The sequence below is a fragment of the Caballeronia arationis genome, from assembly GCF_001544975.2.
GTDB classification, from domain to species: Bacteria; Pseudomonadota; Gammaproteobacteria; order Burkholderiales; family Burkholderiaceae; genus Caballeronia; species Caballeronia arationis.
In genome coordinates this window covers 1-25,537 of record NZ_FCOG02000022.1, presented here as the reverse complement: position 1 = coordinate 25,537, position 25,537 = coordinate 1, and the positions used below count along the sequence as shown (strand labels likewise).

The following is a 25,537-nucleotide window of genomic DNA, read 5'->3' as shown; positions in this document are numbered from 1 at the left end:
CAGGGTAACAGCGAAAAAGGACCGGAAACGGTCCTTTTTCTTTATGCAGCCGCTGACGAACACCCCGTCGCATACTGGTATCTCAGAGGTATTACAATCTCCTTTCGTCGCGCCCTATCGCGGTGCGATCGACCCGGCGTGCGTCGCATCGATTCGCATGCGGTGGCAGACACAGGAGGATGGGCAATGCAGACCGAACAGCAGAAAGAACACGCGTGGCTGATGAAGCTGTGCGGCGACTGGACATCGAAGGGCGAGATGGCGGGCGAGCCCGGGAAGCCAGCGGAGACCTGGGAATCGACGGAACGCGTGAGTCCGGTCGGCGACATCTGGGTGCAGTGCGAAGGGCGCACCGAGATGAAGGACGGCACGATCGGCACGACCGTCATGACGCTCGGCTACGATCCGGCGACGAAGGAATTCGTCGGCAACTTTATCGCGTCGATGATGACGCACATGTGGATCTACGAAGGCGCGCTCGATGCCGCTGAAAAGGTGCTGACGCTCAACACCGAAGGCCCGGATTTCGGCAAGCCGGGCACGTATGCGAAGTACAAGGACGTGATCGAGATCATCGACGACGACCATCGCACGCTGACGAGCTGGATGCATACCGACGACGGCAACTGGAACCAGATCATGCGCGCGGACTACTCGCGCAAGAAATAAAAAAAGGCCATGAATCTGCATTCATGGCCTTTGTTTCAAGCGCGAAAGCCGCTTACCTGACTGCGCCGCCATCGAACCACGCGGCGATCTTCTGGCGTTCCGCGTCGGTCATTTGGGTGACGTTGCCAAGCGGCATCGCCTTCAGCGTGACCGCCTGCTGATGCACGCGCTTGGCGTTCTGCGAAATCTCATCCGGCGTATCGAGGATCACGCCGGCCGGCGCGCTGCCCATCATCGTCGGATGCGCGGAGTGGCAGGACGCGCAGCGCTGCTGGATGATCGGCTGAATGTCGGCCACCTTGATCGCCGGAGCACCCGCTGCCTGCGCGACCGGCACCGTGGGAGCCGGCATCGTCCACGCGAACGCGCCCAGCACCAGCACGAGACCCGCCACCGGCATGTACCACAGCACCTGTCCGCGATGGCGCATCACGAAGAACTGCCGGATCAGCGCGCCCGCCAGCATGATGAGCAAGAGAATCAGCCAGTTGTACTTGTGCGTGTAAGTCATCGCGTAGTGGTTCGACAGCATCGCGAACACTACCGGCAGCGTGAAATACGTGTTGTGCACCGAGCGCTGCTTGCCGCGCTTACCGTAGATCGCGTTCGGCGTTTCGCCCTTCAGCATCGCCGCGACCATCTTGCGTTGACCCGGAATGATGACGAAGAAGACGTTGGCCGACATGATCGTCGCGATCATGGCGCCGGTGATGAGATACGCGGCGCGCCCTGCGAACACGTGGCACGCGATGTAGGCCGCGATCAACACATAGATCCCGACGCAGATGCCGAGCAGCTTGTCCTTGGTGCCGAGCAGACGGCACAGCGAGTCATACACGATCCAGCCGGCCATCAGGAAACCAAGTGCGGCGGATACGGCGACGACCGGCCCCATGTCGAGGACGTTCTTGTCGATGAGATACGTGCTCGGCGACAGCAGGTACAGCACGAGGAACAGGCCAAATCCCGACATCCACGTCGTGTAAGACGGCCAGAACGACCAGTGCAGGTTCTCCGGCATGTCCTGCGGCGCGACGGAGTACTTCTGCATGTGATAGAAGCCGCCTCCGTGCACGTGCCAGAAATCGCCGAACACGCCGCGTCGCTTAGCATTCGGGTCTTGCGGCGGTTTCAGACTGTTGTCGAGCGCGACGAAGTAAAACGATTCTCCGATCCACGCGATCGCGACGATGACGTGCAGACAGCGCAATACGAGATTGAGCCAGTCAGTGACAAAACCTTCCATGAACTCCTCCACTACCGATTCGTTATGCGCACATCGTCGACTCTGGTCGACGGCAACCAGGTTGCATGGTCGACCGCAACCGAGTTGCATGGGACCAGAGTAGGTGCTAAAGCACTAACTCTGGTCGACAAGGGACGGGCGCGATGTGCTGGTCTGATGCAATGATCCTGCGGCCAAAACGGCCGCTTCAACTTCCCCGATACGTGCTGTACGCCCACGGCGAAACGAGCAGCGGCACGTGATAGTGCGAGTTCGCATCCGCGATACCGAAGCGCAGCGCCACACGATCGACGAAGCGCGGTTCCGGCACTTTCACGCCGATCGCCGCGAAGTAATCGCCCGCGTGGAACACGAGCTCGTATTCGCCGATGGCGAGTGCGTCGCCTTCGAGCAGCGGCGAGTCGCAGCGGCCGTCGTCGTTGGTGAGGGTGGTTTTGAGCGCGCGGCGGGTGTCGCCCGACAGCGCGAAGAGTTCGACCTTGATGCCGGCGCCGGGACGGCCGTGCGCGGTGTCGAGCACATGGGTTGTGAGCTTGCCCATTCGCATGTTCCTTGTGTTGTGCGATGAACGACTGCGCATCGATCCAACCAGTGCGTCGGCGGCGGATCGAGGCTCCACTCGTGAGTGGCTACATACCCGTCGGCGTGATCAGATGCGCGCCGTGTACAACATTCTAGAAACTCGGCAGCCGCTGTGCGGCCCCGATAGGAAAGATAATCCACGGCACATGACAGCGGCGCGTAAGCTTCGCGCCGCAAGAGTGTTCATGACGCATTCGTTATGCGCTTCAAACGTGTACGGCTACCGGGCGATGCTACCTGCGCCAAAATTCCCGAATATATTGGGGGCGTGAAGGCGACTATGCCGGCGTTCACATTGCCAGCGGGATTTTGGCAACCGACATTGAGGCCTCGCGCAGAATGGCTGTGCGTCCCGAAGACGGCGATCGACGCTGGGTAACCGGGGCTTTTTACTCACCCTTGTTTCCCCGCCGATATGGAGATCGACCGCATGGAACCACGCGCCAGAACGCTGCTCGTCAAAAATGCTCAGGTGCTAGTCACGATGGATGGTGCGCGCCGCGAGATTCGCGACGGTGGCATGTTCATCGAAGGAAACCGGATTGTCGCGGTCGGCGCGACGGAGGATCTGCCCGCCACCGCCGACGAAGTGCTCGACATGCGCGGCCACCTCGTGACTCCGGGTCTCGTGAATACGCATCACCACATGTATCAGAGCCTGACGCGTGCGATTCCCGCCGCGCAGAACGCCGAGCTGTTCGGCTGGCTCACGAATCTGTACAAGATCTGGGCGAACCTAACGCCCGAGATGATCGCGGTATCGACGCAGACGGCGATGGCCGAACTGCTGCTCTCGGGCTGCACGACGTCGAGCGACCATCTCTACATCTACCCGAACGGCAGCCGCCTCGACGACAGCATCGCGGCGGCCCGCGAGATCGGCATGCGCTTTCACGCGGCGCGCGGCAGCATGAGCGTCGGGCAGAAGGACGGCGGCCTGCCGCCGGATTCGGTCGTTGAAAAGGAAGACGCAATCCTGAAGGACACGCAGCGCGTGATCGAAACGTACAACGACGAAGGCCGCTACGCGATGCTGCGGGTCGTCGTGGCGCCCTGCTCGCCGTTCTCGGTCAGCCGCGAACTGATGCGCGACTCGGCACTCCTCGCGCGCCAGTACGGCGTGTCGATGCATACGCATCTGGCCGAAAACGTGAATGACGTTGCGTACAGCCGCGAGAAATTCGGCATGAAGCCCGCCGAATATGCCGAGGATCTCGGCTGGGTGGGCCATGACGTGTGGCATGCGCACTGCGTGCAACTGGACCGCGCGGGCATCGACCTGTTCGCGCGCACCGGGACGGGCGTCGCGCATTGTCCGTGTTCGAACATGCGGCTCGCCTCCGGCATCGCACCGATCCGCGCGATGCGCGATGCGGGTGTGCCGGTGGGAATCGGCGTCGATGGCTCGGCGTCGAACGACGGCGCCCAGATGGTCGGCGAGGTGCGCCAGGCGCTCTTGCTGCAGCGGGTCGGCTTCGGGCCGGATGCGATGACCGCGCGCGAAGCGCTCGAAATCGCGACGCTCGGTGGCGCAAAGGTGCTGGGCCGCGACGATATCGGCGCACTTGCGCCCGGCATGGCGGCGGATTTTGTGTCGTTCGACCTGTCGCAGGCCGCGTTTGCGGGGGCGCTGCACGATCCGGTCGCGGCGCTTGTGTTCTGCGCGCCGTCGCAGGTAGCGACGAGCGTGATCGACGGAAAGGTGGTCGTGCGGGAAGGGCGGCTGACGACGCTGGAACTCGGTTCGCTCGTCGAGCGGCACAACCGGCTGGCGGGGCAACTGGCGAACGCGGCCTGATCAAAAAAAGGCCGGCGCATGAGCGCCGGCCGGCGGGATTCAAGGCTGATCGATCAGCGAGCGCGTCGCTTCCCCGACGAGCCCGCGCAGCCAGCGCACTTCGTCGGAGTAATGGCAGCGCTCGTGCCAGAGCTGGTAATACTGCATCGGCGGGAAGTCGAGCGGCGCGGGCACCACGGCGAGTGGCAGGAAACGCGCGTAGTGGTCGGCGAAGAGACGCGTCGTCGTGAAGACGAGGTCCGACTTGATCAGCACGTAAGGCGCGAGATTGAAGTAAGGCAGCGTGACGACGACATGGCGCTTTAACCGCTCGCGCGCCAGATGCACGTCGATGGCGCCGCGCTGGCCGACGGAATAGGGCGTCGGCGCGAGATGCGGCGCGTTCAGGTATTGATCGAGCGTGAGCCCGCCGCGCTTGGCGAACGGATGCGTGTTGGAAACAAGACACACGATCTTGTCGACGAAGAGATTCGACAGATGCAGTTGCTCCGGCGGCTCCGGCCAGTTGCCGACGACGATATCGAGCTTGCCGTCCTCCAGCGCGAGTTCGTAGTCGAACGCCGGCCCGAGCGAATGGAATTCGAGCGTGGCGTTGGGCGCGGCGATGCGAAAGCGCTCGACGACCGTCGGCACGAAGAGCACGTTCAGGTAGTCGGGACAGCCGATGCGATAGCACCGCACGGAGGTCGCCGGATCGAAGTTGTGCTGCTGGACCTTGATGCGCTCGATTTCGCGCAGTGCGTTCTGGGTCGGTTCGAGCAAGCGCAGGCCGTATTCGGTCGGCACCATGCCGGACTTGCCGCGCACGAGAAGGGGATCGCCCGTGATGTCGCGCAGACGCCTGAGCGCCGCGCTGATGGCAGGTTGCGACTGATTGAGCTTGACGGCCGCGCGCGTGACGCTGCGCTCCATCAGCAAGGTGTGCAAGACGCGCAATAAGTAAGTATCGATCGCCTCGCGCTGCTGACTCATGTTATCTCCGGTATATGTTCTAGCTGATCGACAACTGTGTGGACCATATCATTTTTAATATGACACAAGGATTGCGTCAAGGTGGGCTTACCCGCAAACACTGGCTTCACGAGGTGTCCCCGGCTTTTTTGAGTTATCGACGGATGGCGTCGAATTGGGTATCTTCTGCCCGCGGCACGGTTTGCCCGTCTTTTTGTTGCTCGGGCGAACCGGCTTTCCGAACCCCGGCAACGCGGACTCTCTGACCTCATGGGCGACGCTACTTTCACCTCCAATCCGCCGCCGCGTCTCGCGCTCACCGGCATCAGCAAGCAGTACCCGGCCGTGAAGGCCAACGACGACGTCACGCTCGTCGTCATGCCCGGCGAGATTCACGCCGTGCTCGGCGAGAACGGCGCGGGCAAGTCGACGCTGATGAAGATCATCTACGGCGCGGTGCGGCCGGACGAAGGCGAGATCCGCTGGGAGGGCCAGACGGTCGAGATCGGCAGCCCGGCGGCCGCGCGCAAGCTCGGCATCGGCATGGTGTTCCAGCACTTCTCGCTGTTCGAGACGCTGACGGTCGGCGAAAACATCGCGCTCGCGCTCGACGACAAGTTCGACCTGAAGACGCTCGGCAAGCGCATCCGCGAGGTGTCGGCGGATTACGGGCTCGACGTCGATCCGCAGCGGCACGTCCATAGCCTGACGGTCGGCGAGCGGCAGCGGGTCGAGATCGTGCGATGCCTGTTGCAGAATCCGCGTCTGCTCATCATGGACGAACCGACCTCGGTGCTCACGCCGCAGGCGGTCAAGAAGCTTTTTACGGTGCTGCGGCGGCTCGCGTCGGAAGGCTGCAGCATTCTCTATATCAGCCACAAGCTCGACGAAATCCAGGCGCTCTGCGAAACCGCGACGGTGATGCGCGGCGGCCGCGTGACGGGCAGCGTCGATCCGAGGACGGAAACGCATGCGTCGCTCGCGCAGTTGATGGTCGGGCATTCGCTGCCCGACTACACACGGCGCGCGCACACGCCGGGCGATGCCCGGCTCGTCGTGAAAAGCCTTTCGGTGGCGAGTCCCGATCCGTTCGGCACGTCGCTCGACAACGTCTCGTTCGCGGTGAAGGCTGGCGAGATCTTCGGCATCGCGGGCGTCTCGGGCAACGGTCAGGCGGAACTGCTGGCGTCGCTCTCAGGCGAAATCCGCGACAAGCACGTCGCCGCCGACGCCGTCACGATCTGCGGCAAACCCGCCGCGCGACTGTCTGCGGGCGCACGCCGCTCGCTCGGCTTCGCCTTCGTGCCGGAAGAACGGCTTGGACGCGGCGCGGTGCCGGCGATGTCGCTTGCCGAAAACGGCCTGCTGACCGCGCATCGCGAAAACATGGTGAAGGGCGGCTGGATCAGCGCGAAGACCGTGCGCGCGTTCGCCGACCGCTGCATCAAGTCGTTCGACGTCCGCTGCGGCGGCAACGGCGCGCTCGCGCAGAGCCTGTCTGGCGGAAACTTGCAGAAATTCATCGTCGGGCGCGAGATTCTCCAGGAACCGAAGGTGCTGGTCGTCGCGCAGCCGACCTGGGGCGTCGACGTGGGCGCGGCCGCGTTCATCCGACAGCAGTTACTCGATCTCGCGGCGCGCGGCGTCGCGATCCTCGTGATCTCCGAGGAACTGGAAGAACTCTTCGACATCTGCGACCGGCTCGCGGTGCTCGCGCGCGGCAAGCTCTCGCCGGTGCGCGCGACGGGCGAAACCAACGCGGAAGAAATCGGCCTCTTCATGGCAGGGCTTTTCGACGGCAAGCGCGCCGAGCCCGCCGCCATCGACTCAATCAACAAGTAACGACGATGATCTTTCCCTACCGACTCGAAGCGCGCCCGACGCCGTCCCGCGCGATGCAGCTTGCCGTGCCGCTCGTTGCGGCGGTGGCGACTCTCGTCATCGGCTTCCTGATTTTCAGCCTCGTCGGGCAGGATCCGTGGCGCGCCATGCACGCGTTCTTCATCGAGCCGCTCTCGAACGTGAACGGCTGGTCCGAGCTTGTGCTGAAGGCGGCGCCGCTCTGTCTGATCGGCCTCGGGCTCGCGGTCGGCTATCGCGCGAACGTGTGGAACATCGGCGCGGAAGGGCAGATGCTGCTTGGCGGGATCGTCGCGGGCGGCATCGCGATCCACGTCGGCGACGCGTCCGGCTGGTGGACGCTGCCGCTGATGATGCTGGGCGGCGTCGTCGGCGGGATGGCGTGGGCGGCGATTCCGGCGCTGCTCAAGAGCCGCTTCAACACGAACGAAATCCTGACGAGCCTGATGCTCACCTACGTCGCGACGCAACTGCTGATCTACCTGGTGAGCGGCCCGTGGCGCGACCCCGAGGGCATGAACTTCCCGATCTCGGCGATGTTCGTCGACGACGCGCTGTTTCCGCGTCTCTACGGCGACTGGCACTGGGCGTGGCTGAAGGGCACGCGGATCAACGCGTCGGTGTTCCTGACGGCGATTGCGATTCCGCTCGTCTGGGTGTTCATGAGGAAGAGCTTCGCGGGCTACCGGATGAACGTCGGCGGTCTCGCGCCGCTCGCCGCGCGCTACGCCGGCTTCTCCGACAAGAAGACGATCTGGACCTCGCTCCTGCTCTCGGGCGGCCTGGCGGGCCTCGCGGGCATGGGCGAAGTCGCAGGGCCGATCGGCCAGTTGCAGGCCGGCTGGTCGCCGGGATACGGCTTCACGGCGATCATCGTCGTGTTCGTCGGGCGGCTGCATCCGCTCGGCATCGTGCTCGCCAGCCTTTTGATGGCGCTGCTCTATCTCGGCGGCGAAGCGGTGCAGACGTCGCTGCAACTGCCGCAGGCGCTTGCGGGCGTGTTCCAGGGCCTCTTGCTGTTCTGCCTGCTCGGCGCCGATCTGTTCGTCAACTATCGCGTGCGGCGCCGGGTTCCCGCGCATCACGCGGCGCATTCCTGATTGCTCTGAATCTTCGCGGGGACTCGAAAAAATGGATATCAACCAGGCCAGCACGCTCGCGTCGAGCGCCGTCGTCGCGGCGATTCCGCTGATGTTCGCAGGCGCGGGCGAACTCGTCGCCGAGAAGTCGGGCGTGCTCAATCTCGGCGTCGAAGGGATGATGCTGATGGGCGCCGTCAGCGGCTACGCGGTCACCGCGATCACGGGCAATCCGTGGCTCGGCATCGGCGCGTCGATCCTCGCCGGCCTCGCGATGTCGCTGCTGTTCGGCTTTCTCACGATCACCATGCTCGCGAATCAGGTCGCGACGGGGCTCTCGCTGACGATCTTCGGCATTGGTTTTTCCGCCTACGTCGGCAAGCCGTACACGTCGGCGGCGGTGCGCGCCTCGATCGAGGTCATGCCGATCCCCGGCCTTTCGTCGATTCCCGTGCTCGGCCCCGCGATCTTCTCGCTGACGCCGCTCGGCTATCTCGCGTTCATCATGTTCGGCGTGATCGGCTGGTTCCTGTACCGCACGCGCGCGGGGCTTGTGCTGCGCTCGGTCGGCGAATCGCCGGCGGTCGCGCATTCGGTAGGCTTTCCGGTCGTCGGCGTGCGCTACGGCGCGACGCTCTTCGGTGGCGCGATGGCGGGCATCGGCGGCGGCTACTACTCCATCGTCTATCTGCATATCTGGCAGGAACAGCTGACCTCGGGACGCGGCTGGATCGCGCTTGCGCTCGTCGTGTTCGCGACGTGGCGTCCGGGGCGCCTCATGATCGGCGCGCTGCTTTTCGGCGCGGTGATGGCGCTGCAGTTCTACGCGCAGGCGATCGGCGTGCCGGTGCCGACGCAGTTCCTCGCGATGCTGCCGTATATCGCGACGATCGTCGTGCTCGTGCTGATCTCGCGCAATCCGAACACGATCAAGCTGAACGCGCCGGCGTCGCTCGGCAAGCCGTTCTTCGCGGCGAGCTGAGTGGTCCGGTTGAGCAGGCAGGTGCGGCTGGTGTTGTACATCGGCTGCACGGCGGCGCTCGCGGGTTCCGCTCCCATTTTTGACAGACGAAACTCACAGATCACGCGCCACGACACGCAAAAATCCGGCTTCGCTTTTCACAAACAACATCGACCAGGAGAATCACAATGAAGAAATCATGGCTGAACGCGCTGACGGCTGCGTCCACTGCAGTCGCGCTGTCCGCCACGCTTGCGGCGGCGAGCGCCCGCGCGGCCGACGCGCCGGGCATCGCGTTCGTCTATCTGGGCAATCCCGGCGACGCGGGCTGGACGTTCGCGCACGACGCCGGCAGCAAGGAAGCCGAGGCGACGTTCGGCAGCAAGGTGAAGATCACGCGCGTGGAGAACGTGCCGGAATCGGCGGATTCGGAGCGTGTGTTCCGCGATCTCGCGAACAAGGGCAACAAGGTCATTTTCGGGACGAGCTTCGGCTACCAGGACTTCCAGCTGAAAGTGGCGAAGGACTTCCCGGACACCATCTTCCTGACGGCCACCGGCTTCAAGAAGGCGAAGAACTTCGGCACGTATGACGTGCGCATGTATCAGGGCGCTTATCTGGCGGGCGTCGCGGCGGGCTACGTGACGAAGACCAACACGCTCGGCTTCGTGGCATCGGTGCCGATTCCCGAAGTGATCCGCAACATCAACGCCTACACGATGGGCGCGCGTTCGGTGAACCCGAAGATCCACACGAAGGTCATCTGGATCAACAGCTGGTTCGATCCGGGCAAGGAAAAGCAGGCGGCCGAGACGCTGATCGGCCAGGGGGCCGACGTGCTCCTGCAGAACACTGACTCGAACGCGACACTCGCCACGGCCGCGGAGAAGAAGGTGTTCGCATTCGGCTGGGATTCGAACATGAAGAAGTTCGGCCCGAGCGCGCATCTGGGCTCGGTCGTCGCACACTGGGGCGTGTATTACAACGCAGTGATCCAGCAAGTGCTCGACGGCAAGTGGAAGAACGATCCGGTGTGGCTTGGCATGCCGCAGAAGGCCGTCGATCTCGAAGACCTGAACAGCACGGCGATCCCCGCGAAGGCGATGCAGGCCATCGCTGCGAAGCGTGAAGAGCTGCACGGCGGCAAGTGGGACGTGTTCACGGGTCCGATCAAGGATCAGTCGGGTGCGGAGAAGGTCGCGGCCGGTAAGACGCTCACCGATCCGGAAATGCAGCGCATCAACTGGTACGTGGAAGGCGTGGACGGCTCGCTGCCGAAGTAAGCGTGTGCGGCCGGGCTTCGACGCCCGGCAGCCAGTGCAGAGCCAAGGAAAAGGCCGCGCTTCGCGAGAAGCGCGGCCTTTTCACATAGGAGTCTCACGCAAAGTCGCGCCCGATCTCAGTCCTCGAGCCGCAGTCCCACTTTCAGCGTGACCTGCCAGTGCAGGACCTTGCCGTCCTCGATATGTCCGCGCGTTTCCATCACTTCGAACCAGTGCATGTTGCGCAGCGTCTTGGCCGCCTTCGTCAGCGCGACACGCACGGCGTCGTCGCTCGACTGGGGCGAGGAGCCGGTGAGTTCGATCATCTTGTATACGTGTTCCGACATGGTCTTCTCCTTGGAATGAAGCAGATTGACGTTGCATCGCTAAGATATGCAACGGTGTAGCAGCAAGGCGTGCGCCACGGCTTTGCTGGTCGTGCTCCGGAAATCGGCGTGCGGCGTGTGTGAACTCAATTAAAGGACATGAAGGAGCGACGGTGAAGATCGGATTTTGCGGACCGGGCCTGATGGGGGCGCCGATGATCAGGCATCTGTTGAAGGCTGGCCATTCGGTGCAGGTATGGAACCGCTCGCGCGAGAAGGCGCTCGCGCTGGCGAACGACGGCGCGAGCGTCGTCGACGCGCCCGCGGCGCTCGCGGGCAACGAGGCGCTGTTCCTGTGCCTCTCGAATGCCGAAGCGGTCGAGGAGGTCGTGTTCGGCGGGGCGGGCGTGCTGAGCGGGACGGCCCGTCCCGCGTGGATCGTCGACCATTCGAGCATCCGGCCCGATGCGACCCGCGACTACGCGGCGCGTGCGGCCCGGGAAGGCGTCGCGTGGATCGATGCGCCGGTATCGGGCGGTGTCGGCGGCGCAGAGGCACGCACGCTCGCCGTGATGGCGGGCGGCGACGCGGCCGCCATCGACGCCGTGCGCGGCGCGATCGGCGCGTACGCGTCGCGCGTCACGCACATGGGACCGCCCGGCGCGGGCCAGACGGCGAAGATGTGCAACCAGGGCATCGTATCGGCGACGGTCGCGGCGATCGCCGAAGCGGTCAATCTCGCGCAGAAGAGCGGCATCGACGCCGCGCGCCTGACGGAAGCACTCACGGGCGGATGGGCGGACTCGGTGCTGTTGCGGACCTTCGTGCCACGCATGACGAGCGCGACGCGGCCTGTGACCGCGACCATCCGCACGCTTCAGAAGGACACCGACGCGATCGGGGCGGCGGCGCTCGAAGCAGACGCATCGATGCCGCTTCTCGCCGTCACGCGCAGTCTGCTCGGAGAGGCCGCAAGGCGCGGCCTCTCCGAAGACGATTTGTCGGCGGTGATCGAGGTGTTGAAGTCGCCTGGACACTGATGCGCCAGGCGACGAAGCGATGGACGTCAGCGCAGCGGCCGCGAGGCCGCGTCGCCCGCATCCTGCCGGCGCGTGCCGCGGCGCGTGCGCGTAGAAGCCGATGCACCGAATTCGCTCAGGATCTGCGAACGGGCGCGGCTTGCAAACACGAGGAAGCCGAAGCCGTTGGCCTCGTACCAGTAGCCGCCGTTCTCAAGGCCGTCGAGCGGCTGTTCGAGCGCATTGGTGATGGATTCCATGCAGCGCCGGTGCAGTTCCTCGGTGGCGGGATAGGGCGGCTGCGCACCGCGGACACTGCACAGGAGAACGTCAAGTCCGGGCAGGACGTGTGCGTAGAGCACCGGCTCGTCCTGGGCGCGGGCGCGCGCGATCTTCGTGTCGAGTTGACCGAACGGCTTGAAATGACGAAGCACGGCGAGGAACGACTCGTCCCCGTCGACCTTCACGCGCTTACGCTTTTTCGGGAAGGACATAAAAATTCGCCTGAAAAAGAATTGCAAGAAACGCAGCGTCCTCATGCGGCCACTCCCGTCTTGCGGGCCGTACATCGATCTTTGCACGTCGATCTTTTATAGCACATCGAAGTGGTCGGTTCACGGTGATTCGGGAAAGGGCGCTGCACGTCGCCGGCGATGATTCTCCGACGATGCGCGACGCGCACGAATCGTGCCGAAGACCTGCGGCGGCTCGCTTGGCATCAGTCTCAATAATAGTCCCGCAATTCCGCGTGCGACGAAAAATCTCGCAGAAAAAAGATGCATCGCACACCAACGCGCGTGGCGCAGACGTAAAAAACCCGCGCTGTGGCGCGGGTTCAGTGGCAAGGCGTACAGACGAAAGCGGCTTGGCGAGGCTCATGCGCCGCTTCAGTGCAGCGACGGCCGCAGGGCGGGAAAAAACTCAGATGCGCGGCGAGCTCTTCAGCGAATCGCGGATCTCGCGCAGCAGCAGCACGTCTTCGGGTGTGGCGGCAGGCGCCGTTTCCTCGGGCTTGCGCAGGTTGTTGATGAACTTGACCATCATGAAAATGATGAACGCGAGAATGATGAAGTTGATCAGCACCGTGATGAACGAGCCGTAGCCGAACACGGCGACGCCCGCTGTCTGCAGGTCCTTGTAGGAGCCGGGATTGCCTTTGAAGGTCTCCGGTATGGGCCCTAGCCTGACGAACATGTTCGAGAAGTCGAGCCCGCCCGTCGCGAGCCCTACGACCGGCATGATCAGATCCTTGACGATGGAGTTCACGATGGTCGAGAACGCGCCACCGATGATCACACCGACGGCGAGGTCCATGACGTTGCCCTTCAGGGCGAAGTTCTTGAATTCCTCAATCATGCTCATGCGCGGCTTCCTCCAGTAAAAAAGTTCGCGTGGATCGACACAGGCGGGCAGCAAGGGATGTGCCAACGGGAAGGCGGGTGAATATTCATCGGATTCGTTCCATCCGCCGGGTCTTCGGGGCAATGATAGCCGCTCGATTCGCGTGGCGTGCGCGGTTTTTTCCCGGCTGGCCATCCGGACGAGGCTACTTCTCCGGCGGCGCCACCTTGATGTGTCCCTTCGCGATCGCCGCGACGAACGCCGCGTGGTCGGCCACCGTCTGCGTGCCGTAGCGCTCTGCCCATCCGGCGTAGGCGGCATCGAGCTTGTCGGAACTGCCGCAATAGCCCGCGATCAGCGCGGCGTCGCCGGTGCGGGCGTGGGCGCGCGCGAGCAGCAGTCCGAGACACCACGCATAGAAGTCGAAGGTCGCGCCATGCAGCCAGTCGACCGGAATCGAGCCGCGCATGTCCTTCATCTGGCGCACGTAGAAGTCGCGGCCCGAGATGGTCGTCCAGCCGAGCAGCGCATCCGATGAACTCTGCAAGAGGCGCTGCCCGTGCACGACGCGGCGTCCCTGATGGCGGAACGGCTCGTCGAGCGGCGGCACGAAGGGCGCCGCAGCCGGAACGATGCCTTCCTTCACCTGGATGAAAAGCGGGTCGCCGAGCGCGCGGCCGATCATCAGCACGAGATACGCGCGCATGCCGACGCTGCCCACGCCCACCACGCGATGCGCGACATCCGCGACGTCGTAGCGCTCGAGCATCATGCGCCACTCGCCCGCGATGGTCTGCAGATACGCCTTCAGCCCGTCGACGACATGATTGCGCTCGGCCGCGTCGAGCTTCGTGAGGATCGGCGGATCGTCCTTGAAGCGCCAGCTCTTGCCGGTCGGTTCCGCGACCTTCGCGAGCATCGTCGTGTGCGAGCGCTTCATCGCACGCTCGACCGTCTTTTCGATTGTCGCGCGCTCGGCCGCGTTCAGGTGCGTCGGGGCGTCGATGTGCGTGGCGCTTGCGTACGAGCGCATCTGCCAGAGGTCGTAGGGGCTCACCTGCGCGAGTTCCGCCATCGTCGTGCGGTAGGCGGCACACGCCGAGCGCACCGCGCGAGCGCGTCCTTCGGCGTCGACGCCGTTCTCGCGCGCCGCGACGTTGAAGCTCGCGGTCAGCCGCTTCAGGTCCCACTCCCAAGGCGCGACGATGGTCTCGTCGAAGTCGTTCAGATCGAACACGACGTCCTGGCGCGGCGTGCGGAAGAGGCCGAAATTGCTGACGTGCGCGTCGCCGTCGATCATCACGTTGTGGCCGATCGAGGGCGACTGCGCGAGATCCCACGCCATCACGGTCGCCGAGCCGCGCAGGAACGCGAACGGCGATTCGGCCATGCGCGCCATGCGCAGCGGAATCAGCCGCTCCTGTCGGCCCGCGTTGCTGGCGAGCACGCGATCGACCGGGTCCGGGCGGCCGGCTGCGGGGTGCCAGTCGGCGTGAGCGTCGAAGGGGACTGCGTCGCGCAGCGTGCGGCCTGCCGCGCGGCTCTCGTCGGCGGTGCCGCCTGATGCGTGCTGGCCTGGCGACGAATCGTTCGTCGGGTTGGGGTGCGTGGGCAAGCGGTTCTCCTCGGGTCGTTGTACCGTGGCAATGCGGTATGTGACGTCGCCTCAGCGGGCGGCAAGCACGACCTGCGCCACGTCCGAGCGCAATCTGCCGCGTCGCTTTCGACATGTAGGTTTTACACCGGCAGCGGATGATGAGCGAGGCGACGCCGGCGAACGCCGCGCGTCGGCCATCTCGCCGGACGTCGGCAGCAGGCTGAGACCCATGCACCGCCATTGCGCGCGGCGATGCGAATCGGCCCACGCTGCACCAGGGCCGCTGCATCGCCCCGGCGGCCGATGCGTGCTCGGGCATGCAACCTGCTTGAATCGACCCGCTCGGGAGTCGCGCGTGGCTCCTCAAGTCCGTTTAGCTGCCGCACCGGTCAACACGGATGCGGCGCATCACCATCACCGAGAAACACCACCACATGCCGAACGATATCCGCATTGCCGAAGGTTCGCCGTTTCCGCTCGGCGCCACCTGGGACGGCGAAGGCGTCAACTTTGCGCTGTTTTCCGCGAACGGGACGAAGGTCGAACTGTGCCTGTTCGACGAGAAGGGCGAGAAGGAACTGGAACGCATCGAACTGCCGGAATACACGGACGAAGTGTGGCACGTCTACGTGTTCGGCCTGAAGCCGGGCACGGTGTACGGCTATCGCGTGCACGGGCCTTATGAGCCCGAGGCCGGACATCGGTTCAATCCAAACAAGTTGCTGCTCGACCCGTATGCGAAGGCGCACGTCGGCGAGCTGAAGTGGGACCCGGCGGTGTTCGGATACACGCTCAACGCCGACGGCGACGATCTCACCTTCGACGAGCGCGACAGCGCGCCGTTCATGCAGAAGTGCCAGGTCGTCGACCAGTCGTTCACCTGGACCCACGCGACGCGCGTGCGCGTGCCGTGGGAACGCACGATCTTCTACGAAACCCACGTGCGCGGCTACACGAAGCGCCACCCGGCCGTGCCCGAGCACATGCGCGGCACCTTCGAGGGCCTGGGGCAGCAGGAAGTCATCGAGCACATCAAGAGCCTCGGCGTGACCTCCGTCGAGTTGCTGCCGATCCACGCCTTCGTCAACGACAGCCATCTGCTCGACAAGGGGCTCACCAACTACTGGGGCTACAACACCATCGGCTTCTTCGCCGCCGATCCGCGTTTCTTCTCGCGCGGCCCGGGCGTCGTCGCCGAGTTCAAGGAGATGATCGACCGGATGCACGAGGCCGGGCTCGAAGTGATTCTCGACGTCGTCTACAACCATACGGCCGAGGGCAACGAGCGCGGGCCGACGCTCTCGTTTCGCGGCATCGACAACGCGTCGTACTACCGCCTGATGCCCGAGGAACCGCGCTACTACATCAACGACACGGGCACCGGCAACACGCTGAACCTGTCGCACCCGCGCGTGCTGCAGATGGTCACCGACAGCCTGCGCTACTGGGTCACGGAGATGAACGTCGACGGTTTTCGCTTCGACCTCGCGACGATCCTCGGGCGCGAGCCGTACGGCTTCGACGAAGGCGGCGGCTTCCTCGACAGTTGCCGCCAGGACCCGATTCTCTCGAGCGTCAAGCTGATCGCCGAGCCGTGGGATTGCGGTCCGGGCGGCTATCAGGTGGGCGGCTTTCCGCCGGGCTGGGCCGAGTGGAACGACAAGTATCGCGACACGGTGCGCTCGTTCTGGAAGGGCGACGACGGCGTTGCCGCCGAACTCGCGACGCGCATCACTGGCTCGGGCGACAAGTTCAATCACCGCGGGCGCCGTCCGTGGGCGAGCGTCAACTTCATCACCGCGCACGACGGCTTCACGCTTAATGATCTCGTGTCGTACAACGACAAGCACAACGAGGCGAACGGCGAAGACAACAACGACGGCCATTCCGATAACAAGTCGTGGAACTGCGGCGTCGAAGGTCCGACCGACGACCCGGAGATCCGCACGTTGCGCGAGCGCCAGAAGCGCAACATGCTCGCGACGCTGCTCTTTTCGCAGGGCACGCCGATGGTGCTCGCCGGCGACGAGTTCGGCCGCACGCAGCAGGGCAACAACAACGCGTATTGCCAGGACGACGACATCAGCTGGGTCGACTGGGAAGGCATCGACGACGACGGCCGCGCGCTGACCGAATTCGTGCGCAAGCTGACGACGCTGCGCCATACGCTGCCGGTGTTGCGTCGCGGGCGGTTCCTGACGGGCGAGTGGCGCGAGGACCTGCAGGTGGCCGACGTCAAGTGGCTGAGCCCGACAGGCGACGAACTGACGCCCGAGCAATGGGACGATCCGTCGATGCGCTGCTTCGGCCTCGTCATCGACGGCCGCGCGCAGGCGACGGGCATCCGCCGGCCGGCGTCGGATGCGACGTTGCTGCTCGTCGTGAACGCGCATCACGATGTCGTCGACTTCACGTTGCCCGACGTGCCGGGAAGCGATCAATGGAGCTGTCTCATCGATACCAACGCGCCGATTCGCGAGGAACTGGAAGACTTCGATTCGGGCGCGGTGTATCAGGTGACAGGGCGCTCGCTGTTGCTCTTCGCGCTGCATGCGCGAGGCGCGACGCGGCGCATCTTCAAGCGGCTGGAGGAAGCGCTCACCGATGAAGTGGAGCCGGAGGGCGAGGCGTCAAAGAAGGAATAGGCCGCATGGCCCATCTCGATGGGCAGGTTCGTTCGACGCGCTATCATGCGGGGCTGCCGATGCGGCATGTCCCGCTTTTCCATTTGACGCGAGCGCCTTCCGAACGATGATCGAAACGAACACGCAATCCCGAACCTGCTTCCGCGCAGCGACATGATTCTTCACGCAATCGCGCGCGTTGCGGGTTGGGACCAGTTGGAGCGCGTGTGGGAGTTCATCGTCGGGTTCTTCAAGTTTCTGTGGGCGTTGTTGCGTTTTCTCGGCGGCGGTTGAGCCGCGGATCGACGCCGTACGACACGCAATAAAAAAAGGCTCCGGTCATCACACCGGAGCCTTTTTGCTTTCGAAACCGACATCGACGAAGGTGAATCAGGTATCGCGCCAGTTGTCGTCGTTATTGCCGAGGTCCAGACCTCCGCCGCCACCGCCGTCGTTCCAGTCGTTCGAGCCGTTGCCGAAGTCGAGGTCGCCGCCGTCGCTGCCGCCATTGCCTGCGTTGTTATCGGGCGTGGGCACCTGACGCTCGACCACGCGGTCACGCCCATGCGACAGCGCCTCACCGAGCAGCACACCGGTCAGCAATCCGCCCATGCCGCCGCCGAAACCTCCGCCGCCTTGCTGAATGATGACCGGCCCTTGCTGCTGCGGATAAGGCTGCTGAGGCGGGTAAGGCCCTTGCTGATTGCGTCCGAAACGCTCGGCTTCCTGCGCGTACACGGAATCGCTTTCGCGCGTCGAAGCAGGCGCGGCGTTTGGATCGGGCCGTCCCTCGGCGCGCGCCTTCAGGCTCTCGACGCGGTTGGCGAGGTCCTCGACCTGATACGGTGGCACCGGATTCTTCGCATTCGACAGCGCCTCGACCAGCTCGCGCAATTGCGCCTCGACGCCCTCGACGTCCTTCAGCAACGCCTCGTGACCGGGCGTCGTGGAAAGCCGCACGTCGAGCTTGAGGGTGCGCACATCGTTGAGCAGTTCGGTCGCGCGTTTCAGTTGCGTGCGGCGGTCGTCGTTGGCGCGGCCGTCGTCGCGCGCGCGGGCACGGCGCAGACCCCAGCGCAACACGAGCGCGATCGCCGCGAACAGCACGGCGATGCCGACCCACGAGCCTATCGACGGCCCATGCTTTTCCTGCGCCGGCGCGGGATTGAACGACGGCTTTTGCGCGACCGAGCCGGTCTGGTTCGCCTGCTGCCCGGCGCCGGGCACGTTGGCGACGACGTTAGCGCGGTTCGCGTCGCCGCGAATGCGCGCTTCGGTGGCCGCGAAGCGCATCGGGTCCGTGAACTTGAGTTGGGGATCGAGCGACTTCGCCTGCCGCAGATGGGAGAGGGCGTCGTCGTAGCGGCCTTCGCGATCGAGCACCTGCGCGTAGAGATAGTGCGCGTGCGCATTGTTCGGATGCGCCTGCAGGACTTCGCTCAGACCGGCGTCGGCTTTCTGCCAGTTGCCCTGCGACATCGCCTGCTCGATCTGCTGCGCGGTGGGCACCGCGAACGCCGACGAAGCGACGAAGAGCAGCGACGCCGCAACAGCCGTCAAAAATTTTTTCATGATGCGGGCCGGGCGCGATGAACGCCCGCCTCCAGTCGATCCCAATCGGTGACACATTCCAGTGCGACGCGCGTCGAGCGGACAAGTTCGCCGCGAGCCGCCTGGTACAGCCTTATGAAGCCTACTGCGACGGCGAGTTCAACTGTTTCTTCAGCGCTTCCAGCCGGTCGTCGACCGACGGGCCGCGGTTGAGCGCCGCGAGCTTGTCGTCGAGCGCCTTGCCGGACTTCTGGTCGGCGGAATTCAGGCGGGCGTCCGAGCGGGCGTTGGCCAGTTGCACCTTGTCTTCGAGCTTCTGGAAATCCTCCGACAGGTTTTTCCCGCCGATGCCGCCGAGCGCGGTTGCCGCGACGTCCTTCGCCTGGGCGATCTGCTGCTTCGCCTGCAGGATGCTGGAGCGCGCATTCAGGTCGTTGCGGCGCTGGCGCATGTCGGCGATCTGCTGCTTCAGATGATCGACCGACGGTTCGAGCGTGCCAAGTTCCGCGGCGAGCGCGTCGCGCTCGGTTTCCGCGTTCGCCTGCGCGGCGAGCGCCTCGCGGGCAAGCCCTTCGTCGCCCGTCTGCAGCGCGCGCTTTGCGCCGTCTTCGTACTTCTTCGCCTTGTCGGCGGCGACGTCGCGCTTGCTTTGCTGCGTGGCGACCTGTGCTTCAATCTCGATCAGCGCATTTTCCGCCTTGGCGATGCTGTCGTCGAGTTCGCGCACGATCTGGCGCGAGTCGCGCGACGGGTCCTGCATGGTGTCGGCCGCGTCGTTCAGCAGGCCCTTGACGGTGCGCGTGATGGAATCCAAAAGCGACATGTGTTTCTCCTTGATGAAGGCTGCGGATCGCCCGAGGCTGCCACGCGGCTGTCGTGCGCGATCCGCGCCACGTAAGTTCGGGCCGGGCGCGCGGATTGCAAGCACTAGCTTCAATAAGACGCGCAGCCTGGGTCGAATGCTGTTTCTCGCGTCGTCTATTAGAGCACGATGCGGCTTAAGCGGGTCTTAATCGGCCGGGCACCCAGCGTTAAGGAATGTAACGGCAGGAGCGGCGCCGCAAGCCGCACGCGCTATCGAAATCAGCCAACGGAAACATCATGTCGAAGATGCTCGTCGTAGCGTTCGCGGTCGGGGCCGTCGTGTTTCTCGTGCTCGATGCGCTGTGGCTCGGGGTAGTGGGGCGCGGTCTCTATCAGCGCGAGATCGGCGCGCTGCTGCTCGAACGGCCGAACTTCGGCGCGGCGGCCGTGTTCTATGTGCTGTATCTCGCCGCAATGACGTATTTCTGCGTGATGCCCGGTCTCGCCGAGGCAAGTGCGGCGCGTGCGCTCATCAATGGCGTGCTGTTCGGAGCGATCGCGTACGCAACTTACGACCTCACAAATCTCGCGACGTTGAAGGGCTGGAGCACGACGGTCGTCGTCATCGATATCGCGTGGGGCGCGTTCGCGACAGCGGCCGCGTCGGCCGCAGCGGTCGCGGTGCCGATGCGTTTTGTGTCGTGACACATGACACCGGAGCTCATTGCTCCGAGTGTCCGCCCGTGAGCGATGCGCCTTCGTCGGAGTCGCCGGGTTCGACGCTCTCCCCGTCATCCGGCGGCTCGGCTTCGGGCTTTGCCTTTGCGAGCGCTGCCATGTGCGCCGCAGCCGCGTTCTTCGACGCATTCGCCGCCGCGGTCTTGGCCTCGCGCGCGGCGGCTTTTTCCGCGACGTTACGTAGCGCGACGTTGAGCGCATCGGGCGTTTTTGGCGCGCGCAAGCGGTCGACGAGACCGGCCACCTTGATCTGCTCGCTCGTGGCGTTGAAATTCAGTACCGCCCGCCGCATGAGTTCGCTCACGCTGATGCCGAGTCCCTCGGCAGCGTTGCTGATGGCGAGTTTCTGCGCGGGTGTCACGAAAACAACGATGCGTTCGCTGGGTTTGATAGACATGAGCGGCTCGCAAACAGTAAGGCGATTGCAAAGAAGCGATGCGACAAAGTTACCGCAAGATGGATCGCCGGCCACGTTCGTTCGACCTCTCAACGGCGCATTCCGGCACATCCATCATATCGTTTTGTGCTTCGGCGTGGGTGGACAGCAGCTTCGCGCCGAAATCGGGGCACACGCCAAAAGTGGCGCGCGCTCAATGACTTGGCCATTTTCTCATACGGTTGTCCACAGTGCTCTCAACAGTTTCTGTGGGTAACCTGTCCGTGCGCGTGCGCACCATCGGCGTGATTTGCTTACAAAAAAATCGGGCGTCTCGCGTAGAAGTCCGCTCGAATTCTTTAAAATGCGCTGTTACCCTGCGCGTGCAGCCGAAAAGGCGCTTTGCCGCCGCGCGCGGCTCAAAGCGGCCGCGCGGTGCTGCCCGGCCATCGCCGGCATTCATCGCTCGCGCGGTTCAGTTCATCGCGGCGCGTGGCGCGCGGCCGCAAGCCGCGAGCCTCATGCGACCGACTCACGTGACTGGTTCAGTCAGCCGGCTCATCTGAGCGAGCACTGCGTCCAAGTCACGCGCCGAACCATCGAAGTCATGCCAATCATCAAACGACCGAATTCCTCGAACCCCTCACGCGACGTCCGGCACTACATCGGCGACGGCAACCGTAACGACGACGACCGCAACGACCGCAGCGACCGCAGCGACGGCCGCTATCGCGACGAGTCCGAAGGGCGCTCGTTCTTCGCGCGCATCGCGTTGTGGTTCGCGGGGCTGTTCGCGCTCGCGGGCGTGATCGGTGCGCTGATCATCGGCTATGCGCTCGTCGTGATGGGGCCGAACCTGCCCTCGCTCGAAGCGCTCACCGACTACCGGCCGAAAGTGCCGCTGCGCGTCTATACCGCCGATCACGTGCTGATCGGCGAATTCGGCGAGGAACGGCGTTCGCTCGCGCGCTTCCAGGACATCCCCGACCAGATGAAGAAGGCGGTCCTCGCGATCGAGGACTACCGTTTCTACGATCACGGGGGCGTCGACTTCGTCGGCATCCTGCGCGCGGGCGTGAGCGACGTGATGCACGGCGGCGCATCGCAGGGCGCAAGCACGATCACGATGCAGGTCGCGCGCAACTTCTTCCTGTCGAGCGAAAAGACCTATACGCGCAAGATTTATGAAATGCTGCTCGCGTACAAGATCGAGAAGGCGCTCACGAAGGACCAGATTCTCGAGCTGTACATGAACCAGATCTATCTGGGCGAGCGCGCCTACGGCTTCTCGGCCGCGGCGCGCGTCTACTTCGGCAAGGACCTGAAAAACATCACGCTCGCGGAAGCCGCGATGCTCGCCGGCCTGCCGAAGGCACCTTCGGCGTATAACCCGGTCGTCAATCCGAAGCGCGCGAAGATCCGGCAGCAGTACATCCTGAAGCGCATGTTCGACCTGAACTACATCACGCGCGCTCAGTACGACCAGGCCGTCGCCGAGGAGATCCACACGAAGTCCGCGGGCACCGAGTATGGCGTGCATGCGGAATATGTCGCGGAAATGGTGCGGCAGATGATGTACGCGCAGTACAAGGAAGAGACCTACACGCGCGGCCTGACTGTCACGACGACCATCGATTCCGCCGATCAGGACGCTGCCTACCGCGCGGTGCGCAAGGGCATCATGGATTACGAGCGGCGCCATGGCTATCGCGGGCCGGAAGGCTTCGTGAACCTGCCGAAGGACGACGACGACCGCGAGCAGGCCATCGAGGACGCGCTCGTCGATCATCCGGACGACGGCGATCTGGAGTCCGCGGTCGTGACGGCCGTGAGCCCGAAGCAGGTGACGGCGCAGTTCGTCGGCGGCGAGACGGTGAACATCGCCGGGGACGGCCTGCGCTTTGCCGCGCCGGGCCTGCGCAGCAACGCACCGGCGGCGGTGCGGCTCAAGCCCGGTTCGATCGTGCGCCTGACAAAGGACCCGAAGGACAACTGGCAGATCACGCAGTTGCCGCAAGTCGAAGGCGCGCTCGTGTCGCTCGTGCCGCAGGACGGGGCGATTCGCGCGCTCGTCGGCGGCTTCGACTTCAACAAGAACAAGTTCAACCACGTGACGCAGGCATGGCGCCAGCCGGGTTCGAGCTTCAAGCCTTTCATCTATTCGGCGGCGCTCGACAAGGGGCTCGGACCGGCGACGATCATCAACGACGCGCCGCTCTATTTCCCGCCGACAACGCCCGGCGGCCAGGCCTGGGAGCCAAAGGACGACGACCAGCCCGACGGCCCGATGTCGATGCGCACCGGTTTGCAGCGTTCGAAGAACCTCGTGTCGATCCGCATCCTGTCGTACATCGGCACGGGTTACGCGCAGGAGTTCGTTACAAAGAACTTCGGTTTCGACGTCGACAAGACGCCGCCGTACCTGCCGCTCGCGCTCGGCGCCGGACTCGTCACGCCGCTGCAGCTCTCCGGCGCGTATTCGGTGTTCGCGAACGGCGGCTATCGCATCAATCCGTATCTGATCGCCGAAGTCACCGATGCGCGCAGCACGGTGATTTCGCGCGCCGATCCGCTGACGGCCGGCCGCAATGCGCCGCAGACGCTCGAGCCGCGCAACGCGTACATGATGAACAGCCTGCTGCACACGGTTGCGACGCAGGGCACGGGTGCCGCGACCAACGCGCTCAAGCGCAACGACCTGCAAGGCAAGACCGGCACGACCAACGACGCGAAGGACGGCTGGTTCGCGGGCTACCAGCACTCGCTCGTCGCGGTGGCGTGGATGGGCTACGACCAGCCCAAGTCGCTCGGCAGCAAGGAGTTCGGTGCGCAGCTTGCGCTGCCGATCTGGGTCGATTACATGGGGCGCGCGCTGCGCAACGTGCCGCAGCAGCAGATGCCGAAGCCCGACGGCATCACCGATTTCGACGGCGAACTCTTCTACGCCGACAAGACGCCCGGCAGCGGCTTCATCGCGAGCATCGGCATGGACGCGGCCGATCCGGCAGGCGCCGTGACGACGACATCGGGCGGGATCGGCCCGGGCGGCATGCAGGCGCCGAACGTGAACGCCGACGAGCGCAAGCAGATCATGGATCTGTTCAGCAAGCCGTAGCCGCAGACGACCCGCAGCAACAAAAAAGCGCGCCGCAGTGTGAACTGCGGCGCGCTTTTCATTGGGCGTCGTCGGTCAGTTGCCGAGCGCGGAGGGCGGCTTCACGGTGCAGGTCGTGCTGATCTTCGAGTGATCGGCGAAGGAAAGCGAGAGCGGGACCGTCGAGCCGACCTGGAGCGGCTTGCCCGCGCCTTCGAGCATCAGGTGATAGCCCTTCGGCGCGAAGCGCAGCGTGCCGTGCGCAGGGACTTCCGCCGATGCCACGTGCGACATCGTCGCGGTGCTGCCGTTGCTTTCGGACTTGTGCAGCATCGCCATGCCGAATGCGGGCGTCTCGGCGCCGACGAGCGATGCAGGTGCGTCGCCGTCGTTCGACACTGTGAAGTAGCCTGACGACGGCAGGTTCGGTGGCATCGAGCGGATCCAGCAGTCGCTGACCGAGAGGCTCGCCGCGTGAGCGAGCGGCGCGCCGAGCAGCGCGCCGAGGAGCGTGGCGCAGAGCGTAGTGAAAGGGGCGGTGATTTTTTTCATGCGAGTCTCACTTGACCTTGAAGTTGTAGTGGCCTTGCGTGCGATGGCCGTCGTCGGCAACGGCTGTCCAGTTCACGCGATACGTCCCGGGCGGGAGCGCGCCGAGCGCCACGCTCATGTGCTTCTTGTCGCTGGCGTCGACGGTCGAAGGTGCCGTGTTCACCTGCTTGCCGCCCGCATCGACGACGACCAGCTTGCTAAACGACGGCTCCAGCGCTTCGCCGAATTCGATGGCGACTTCGTGTGGTGCGGAGACGGTCGAGTTGGGCGCCGGGTCCTGCTGTTTGGGCACGGCGTGCGCGAAGGCGAATTGCGCAGCGACGAGAAGGCTCACGGCAAGCGCGCCGTGCTTCGTGATGGATGAGTTCATATCGATTGACTCCCGCCTGTTGGGAAGGTGTTGACGAGCGGCGTGCGCGCGAGATGCCGATGTCGGCTCATGCGTGCGTCGCGAAAGACTGGGTAAATTCAGGCGAACGAGGGCGGGGCGCGCGGCTGGGCTGCGATGATGGCCGCATGCGGCCGCTGGAACGTATCCAGTCGCGCGACGGGCGCCGGGTCCGCCAAAGCAGGCATGCGAGGCGCGTGCGCAGGCGGTGGCGTGAAGGGCGTATGGGAGGCGAGGTTGCAATACCCGCAGGCTTGCAAGTGCGCGAGGGCGGCGTCGCTGCTGGCGTGCTTGGATCTCGCGGTGTTGCCGTGACTCGATACGGCTGGCGTCTCGGCCGAGCAGAATGCCGCGAGCATCGATTCGATGCGCGTACGTTCCAGCATCTGCGATGCGGCAGGGGCGAGCGTCGTCATCAGGATCGCGAGCAATCCGACGATACCGCCGATCTTCCGTATCAGGGCGCTACGCATGAATGCGTGGATGCATCGAATGGGGAACGAGCAGGCGATTATGCCACGCACGATGACCGCCGCCCGGGTCATGCCGCGTGATGCGGCGATTTGGCGGCGATTGGCTGCAATCGGCGTCGATTGGTCGATTGCGCGCGAGGCCGGAAAAGCAAAAAGCCCGGCTCGCCGGTAATGCCGTTCAGTTAATGTTCTTTTTGAGGTATCGAACGGTGTAGCGTTTAGGGCGGGATTTGACGACTCGGTCGC

General features: G+C 64.5%; 23 protein-coding genes and 1 pseudogene. 11 read left to right on the top strand and 13 right to left on the bottom strand.

Features of this window, described 5'->3' with window-relative positions; translation table 11 throughout:
* Positions 1–186: 186 nt before the first annotated feature.
* Complete coding sequence (locus AWB81_RS15625) at positions 187–669, top strand: DUF1579 domain-containing protein (RefSeq protein WP_062636868.1); 483 nt, start codon at positions 187–189, stop codon at positions 667–669.
* A 52-nt stretch (positions 670–721) separates the two neighbouring features.
* On the opposite strand, the gene AWB81_RS15620 is transcribed toward AWB81_RS15625, so the two are convergent.
* Together AWB81_RS15620 and uraH are read right to left on the bottom strand one after the other, a co-directional pair.
* Positions 722–1,915, bottom strand: a complete 1,194-nt coding sequence (locus AWB81_RS15620) for a urate hydroxylase PuuD (protein WP_062636866.1) — start codon at positions 1,913–1,915, stop codon at positions 722–724.
* A gap of 187 nt (positions 1,916–2,102) precedes the next feature.
* Positions 2,103–2,456, bottom strand: a complete 354-nt coding sequence (gene uraH / locus AWB81_RS15615; protein WP_062636864.1) for a hydroxyisourate hydrolase — start codon at positions 2,454–2,456, stop codon at positions 2,103–2,105.
* Positions 2,457–2,927: 471 nt separating this feature from the next.
* Between uraH and AWB81_RS15610 the strand changes: the two genes are divergently transcribed.
* Complete coding sequence (locus AWB81_RS15610; RefSeq protein WP_235025813.1) at positions 2,928–4,295, top strand: 8-oxoguanine deaminase; 1,368 nt, start codon at positions 2,928–2,930, stop codon at positions 4,293–4,295.
* Positions 4,296–4,334: 39 nt separating this feature from the next.
* On the opposite strand, the gene AWB81_RS15605 is transcribed toward AWB81_RS15610, so the two are convergent.
* Positions 4,335–5,267: a LysR substrate-binding domain-containing protein gene (locus AWB81_RS15605; protein ID WP_062636860.1), complete on the bottom strand. Its 933-nt coding sequence runs from the start codon at positions 5,265–5,267 to the stop codon at positions 4,335–4,337.
* A gap of 249 nt (positions 5,268–5,516) precedes the next feature.
* Here AWB81_RS15605 and AWB81_RS15600 point away from each other — a divergent pair, with 249 nt between their 5' ends.
* The 4 genes from AWB81_RS15600 to AWB81_RS15585 all read left to right on the top strand — a co-directional run bounded on the left by AWB81_RS15600 (position 5,517) and on the right by AWB81_RS15585 (position 10,429).
* Positions 5,517–7,088: an ABC transporter ATP-binding protein gene (locus AWB81_RS15600; RefSeq protein WP_062636858.1), complete on the top strand. Its 1,572-nt coding sequence runs from the start codon at positions 5,517–5,519 to the stop codon at positions 7,086–7,088.
* A 5-nt stretch (positions 7,089–7,093) separates the two neighbouring features.
* On the top strand, positions 7,094–8,206 hold the full coding sequence (locus AWB81_RS15595; RefSeq protein WP_062636856.1) for an ABC transporter permease: 1,113 nt from the start codon (positions 7,094–7,096) through the stop codon (positions 8,204–8,206).
* Positions 8,207–8,237: 31 nt separating this feature from the next.
* Positions 8,238–9,167 carry an ABC transporter permease gene (locus AWB81_RS15590; RefSeq protein ID WP_062636855.1) on the top strand — a complete coding sequence of 310 codons (930 nt, stop codon included), beginning with the start codon at positions 8,238–8,240 and terminating at the stop codon, positions 9,165–9,167.
* A gap of 167 nt (positions 9,168–9,334) precedes the next feature.
* Positions 9,335–10,429 (top strand): BMP family ABC transporter substrate-binding protein, encoded by a 1,095-nt coding sequence (locus tag AWB81_RS15585; RefSeq protein WP_062636852.1) that lies wholly within the window; start codon positions 9,335–9,337, stop codon positions 10,427–10,429.
* 116 nt (positions 10,430–10,545) lie between these two features.
* Here the strand turns inward: AWB81_RS15585 and AWB81_RS15580 are convergent, their stop codons facing one another.
* A complete protein-coding gene (locus tag AWB81_RS15580) occupies positions 10,546–10,755 on the bottom strand; it encodes a dodecin (RefSeq protein WP_062636851.1) in 210 nt (69 codons plus the stop codon).
* 152 nt (positions 10,756–10,907) lie between these two features.
* On the opposite strand from AWB81_RS15580, the gene AWB81_RS15575 reads away from it, so the two are divergent.
* Positions 10,908–11,774: an NAD(P)-dependent oxidoreductase gene (locus AWB81_RS15575; RefSeq protein ID WP_062636849.1), complete on the top strand. Its 867-nt coding sequence runs from the start codon at positions 10,908–10,910 to the stop codon at positions 11,772–11,774.
* A 26-nt stretch (positions 11,775–11,800) separates the two neighbouring features.
* Here AWB81_RS15575 and AWB81_RS15570 read toward each other — a convergent pair whose 3' ends face one another.
* From AWB81_RS15570 to AWB81_RS15560, 3 genes are all read right to left on the bottom strand, one after another.
* Entirely contained in the window at positions 11,801–12,292 is a 492-nt protein-coding gene (locus AWB81_RS15570; RefSeq protein ID WP_062636847.1) for a hypothetical protein, read from the bottom strand.
* A gap of 382 nt (positions 12,293–12,674) precedes the next feature.
* Positions 12,675–13,115, bottom strand: a complete 441-nt coding sequence (mscL, locus tag AWB81_RS15565) for a large conductance mechanosensitive channel protein MscL (protein ID WP_062636846.1) — start codon at positions 13,113–13,115, stop codon at positions 12,675–12,677.
* Positions 13,116–13,299: 184 nt separating this feature from the next.
* Entirely contained in the window at positions 13,300–14,709 is a 1,410-nt protein-coding gene (locus AWB81_RS15560; protein WP_062636844.1) for a DUF2252 domain-containing protein, read from the bottom strand.
* A 416-nt stretch (positions 14,710–15,125) separates the two neighbouring features.
* Here AWB81_RS15560 and glgX point away from each other — a divergent pair, with 416 nt between their 5' ends.
* Positions 15,126–17,336, top strand: coding sequence for a glycogen debranching protein GlgX (gene glgX / locus AWB81_RS15555; protein ID WP_062637009.1), 2,211 nt, complete (start codon positions 15,126–15,128; stop codon positions 17,334–17,336).
* A gap of 369 nt (positions 17,337–17,705) precedes the next feature.
* Here the strand turns inward: glgX and AWB81_RS15550 are convergent, their stop codons facing one another.
* Both AWB81_RS15550 and AWB81_RS15545 read right to left on the bottom strand, forming a co-directional pair.
* Positions 17,706–18,887: a tetratricopeptide repeat protein gene (locus AWB81_RS15550; protein ID WP_062636842.1), complete on the bottom strand. Its 1,182-nt coding sequence runs from the start codon at positions 18,885–18,887 to the stop codon at positions 17,706–17,708.
* Between the two features lie 121 nt (positions 18,888–19,008).
* Positions 19,009–19,689: a PspA/IM30 family protein gene (locus AWB81_RS15545; RefSeq protein WP_062636840.1), complete on the bottom strand. Its 681-nt coding sequence runs from the start codon at positions 19,687–19,689 to the stop codon at positions 19,009–19,011.
* Between the two features lie 278 nt (positions 19,690–19,967).
* Here AWB81_RS15545 and AWB81_RS15540 point away from each other — a divergent pair, with 278 nt between their 5' ends.
* Positions 19,968–20,375 (top strand): DUF2177 family protein, encoded by a 408-nt coding sequence (locus AWB81_RS15540; protein WP_062636838.1) that lies wholly within the window; start codon positions 19,968–19,970, stop codon positions 20,373–20,375.
* 201 nt (positions 20,376–20,576) lie between these two features.
* Here AWB81_RS15540 and AWB81_RS46875 read toward each other — a convergent pair.
* Positions 20,577–20,805 (bottom strand): annotated as a pseudogene (locus AWB81_RS46875) (plasmid mobilization protein); the annotation flags it as partial.
* Between the two features lie 586 nt (positions 20,806–21,391).
* On the opposite strand from AWB81_RS46875, the gene AWB81_RS15530 reads away from it, so the two are divergent.
* Positions 21,392–23,899, top strand: a complete 2,508-nt coding sequence (locus AWB81_RS15530) for a penicillin-binding protein 1A (protein WP_062637007.1) — start codon at positions 21,392–21,394, stop codon at positions 23,897–23,899.
* Between the two features lie 75 nt (positions 23,900–23,974).
* Here AWB81_RS15530 and AWB81_RS15525 read toward each other — a convergent pair whose 3' ends face one another.
* From AWB81_RS15525 to AWB81_RS15515, 3 genes are all read right to left on the bottom strand, one after another.
* The gene (locus tag AWB81_RS15525) at positions 23,975–24,430 is read right to left on the bottom strand and encodes a copper chaperone PCu(A)C (RefSeq protein WP_062636834.1); all 456 of its coding nucleotides are present in this window, start codon (positions 24,428–24,430) and stop codon (positions 23,975–23,977) included.
* A gap of 7 nt (positions 24,431–24,437) precedes the next feature.
* Positions 24,438–24,800: a copper homeostasis periplasmic binding protein CopC gene (gene copC, locus AWB81_RS15520; protein ID WP_062636832.1), complete on the bottom strand. Its 363-nt coding sequence runs from the start codon at positions 24,798–24,800 to the stop codon at positions 24,438–24,440.
* A gap of 98 nt (positions 24,801–24,898) precedes the next feature.
* Positions 24,899–25,291: a DUF2946 domain-containing protein gene (locus AWB81_RS15515; protein WP_062636829.1), complete on the bottom strand. Its 393-nt coding sequence runs from the start codon at positions 25,289–25,291 to the stop codon at positions 24,899–24,901.
* Here AWB81_RS15515 and AWB81_RS45715 point away from each other — a divergent pair.
* A complete protein-coding gene (locus AWB81_RS45715; protein WP_159938903.1) occupies positions 25,290–25,463 on the top strand; it encodes a hypothetical protein in 174 nt (57 codons plus the stop codon). The genes AWB81_RS15515 and AWB81_RS45715 overlap by 2 nt on opposite strands.
* Positions 25,464–25,537: the final 74 nt, after the last annotated feature.

Excerpts from the sequence above, each read along its gene's own strand:
- AWB81_RS15625 (WP_062636868.1), top strand. The coding sequence starts at position 187 with ATGCAGACCGAACAGCAGAAAGAACACGCGTGGCTGATGAAGCTGTGC.
- AWB81_RS15620 (WP_062636866.1), bottom strand. The coding sequence starts at position 1,915 with ATGGAAGGTTTTGTCACTGACTGGCTCAATCTCGTATTGCGCTGTCTG.
- uraH (WP_062636864.1), bottom strand. The coding sequence starts at position 2,456 with ATGGGCAAGCTCACAACCCATGTGCTCGACACCGCGCACGGCCGTCCC.
- AWB81_RS15610 (WP_235025813.1), top strand. The coding sequence starts at position 2,928 with ATGGAACCACGCGCCAGAACGCTGCTCGTCAAAAATGCTCAGGTGCTA.
- AWB81_RS15605 (WP_062636860.1), bottom strand. The coding sequence starts at position 5,267 with ATGAGTCAGCAGCGCGAGGCGATCGATACTTACTTATTGCGCGTCTTG.
- AWB81_RS15600 (WP_062636858.1), top strand. The coding sequence starts at position 5,517 with ATGGGCGACGCTACTTTCACCTCCAATCCGCCGCCGCGTCTCGCGCTC.
- AWB81_RS15595 (WP_062636856.1), top strand. The coding sequence starts at position 7,094 with ATGATCTTTCCCTACCGACTCGAAGCGCGCCCGACGCCGTCCCGCGCG.
- AWB81_RS15590 (WP_062636855.1), top strand. The coding sequence starts at position 8,238 with ATGGATATCAACCAGGCCAGCACGCTCGCGTCGAGCGCCGTCGTCGCG.
- AWB81_RS15585 (WP_062636852.1), top strand. The coding sequence starts at position 9,335 with ATGAAGAAATCATGGCTGAACGCGCTGACGGCTGCGTCCACTGCAGTC.
- AWB81_RS15580 (WP_062636851.1), bottom strand. The coding sequence starts at position 10,755 with ATGTCGGAACACGTATACAAGATGATCGAACTCACCGGCTCCTCGCCC.
- AWB81_RS15570 (WP_062636847.1), bottom strand. The coding sequence starts at position 12,292 with ATGAGGACGCTGCGTTTCTTGCAATTCTTTTTCAGGCGAATTTTTATG.
- mscL (WP_062636846.1), bottom strand. The coding sequence starts at position 13,115 with ATGAGCATGATTGAGGAATTCAAGAACTTCGCCCTGAAGGGCAACGTC.
- glgX (WP_062637009.1), top strand. The coding sequence starts at position 15,126 with ATGCCGAACGATATCCGCATTGCCGAAGGTTCGCCGTTTCCGCTCGGC.
- AWB81_RS15550 (WP_062636842.1), bottom strand. The coding sequence starts at position 18,887 with ATGAAAAAATTTTTGACGGCTGTTGCGGCGTCGCTGCTCTTCGTCGCT.
- AWB81_RS15545 (WP_062636840.1), bottom strand. The coding sequence starts at position 19,689 with ATGTCGCTTTTGGATTCCATCACGCGCACCGTCAAGGGCCTGCTGAAC.
- AWB81_RS15540 (WP_062636838.1), top strand. The coding sequence starts at position 19,968 with ATGTCGAAGATGCTCGTCGTAGCGTTCGCGGTCGGGGCCGTCGTGTTT.
- AWB81_RS15530 (WP_062637007.1), top strand. The coding sequence starts at position 21,392 with ATGCCAATCATCAAACGACCGAATTCCTCGAACCCCTCACGCGACGTC.
- AWB81_RS15525 (WP_062636834.1), bottom strand. The coding sequence starts at position 24,430 with ATGAAAAAAATCACCGCCCCTTTCACTACGCTCTGCGCCACGCTCCTC.
- copC (WP_062636832.1), bottom strand. The coding sequence starts at position 24,800 with ATGAACTCATCCATCACGAAGCACGGCGCGCTTGCCGTGAGCCTTCTC.
- AWB81_RS45715 (WP_159938903.1), top strand. The coding sequence starts at position 25,290 with ATGAATGCGTGGATGCATCGAATGGGGAACGAGCAGGCGATTATGCCA.
- AWB81_RS15515 (WP_062636829.1), bottom strand. The coding sequence starts at position 25,291 with ATGCGTAGCGCCCTGATACGGAAGATCGGCGGTATCGTCGGATTGCTC.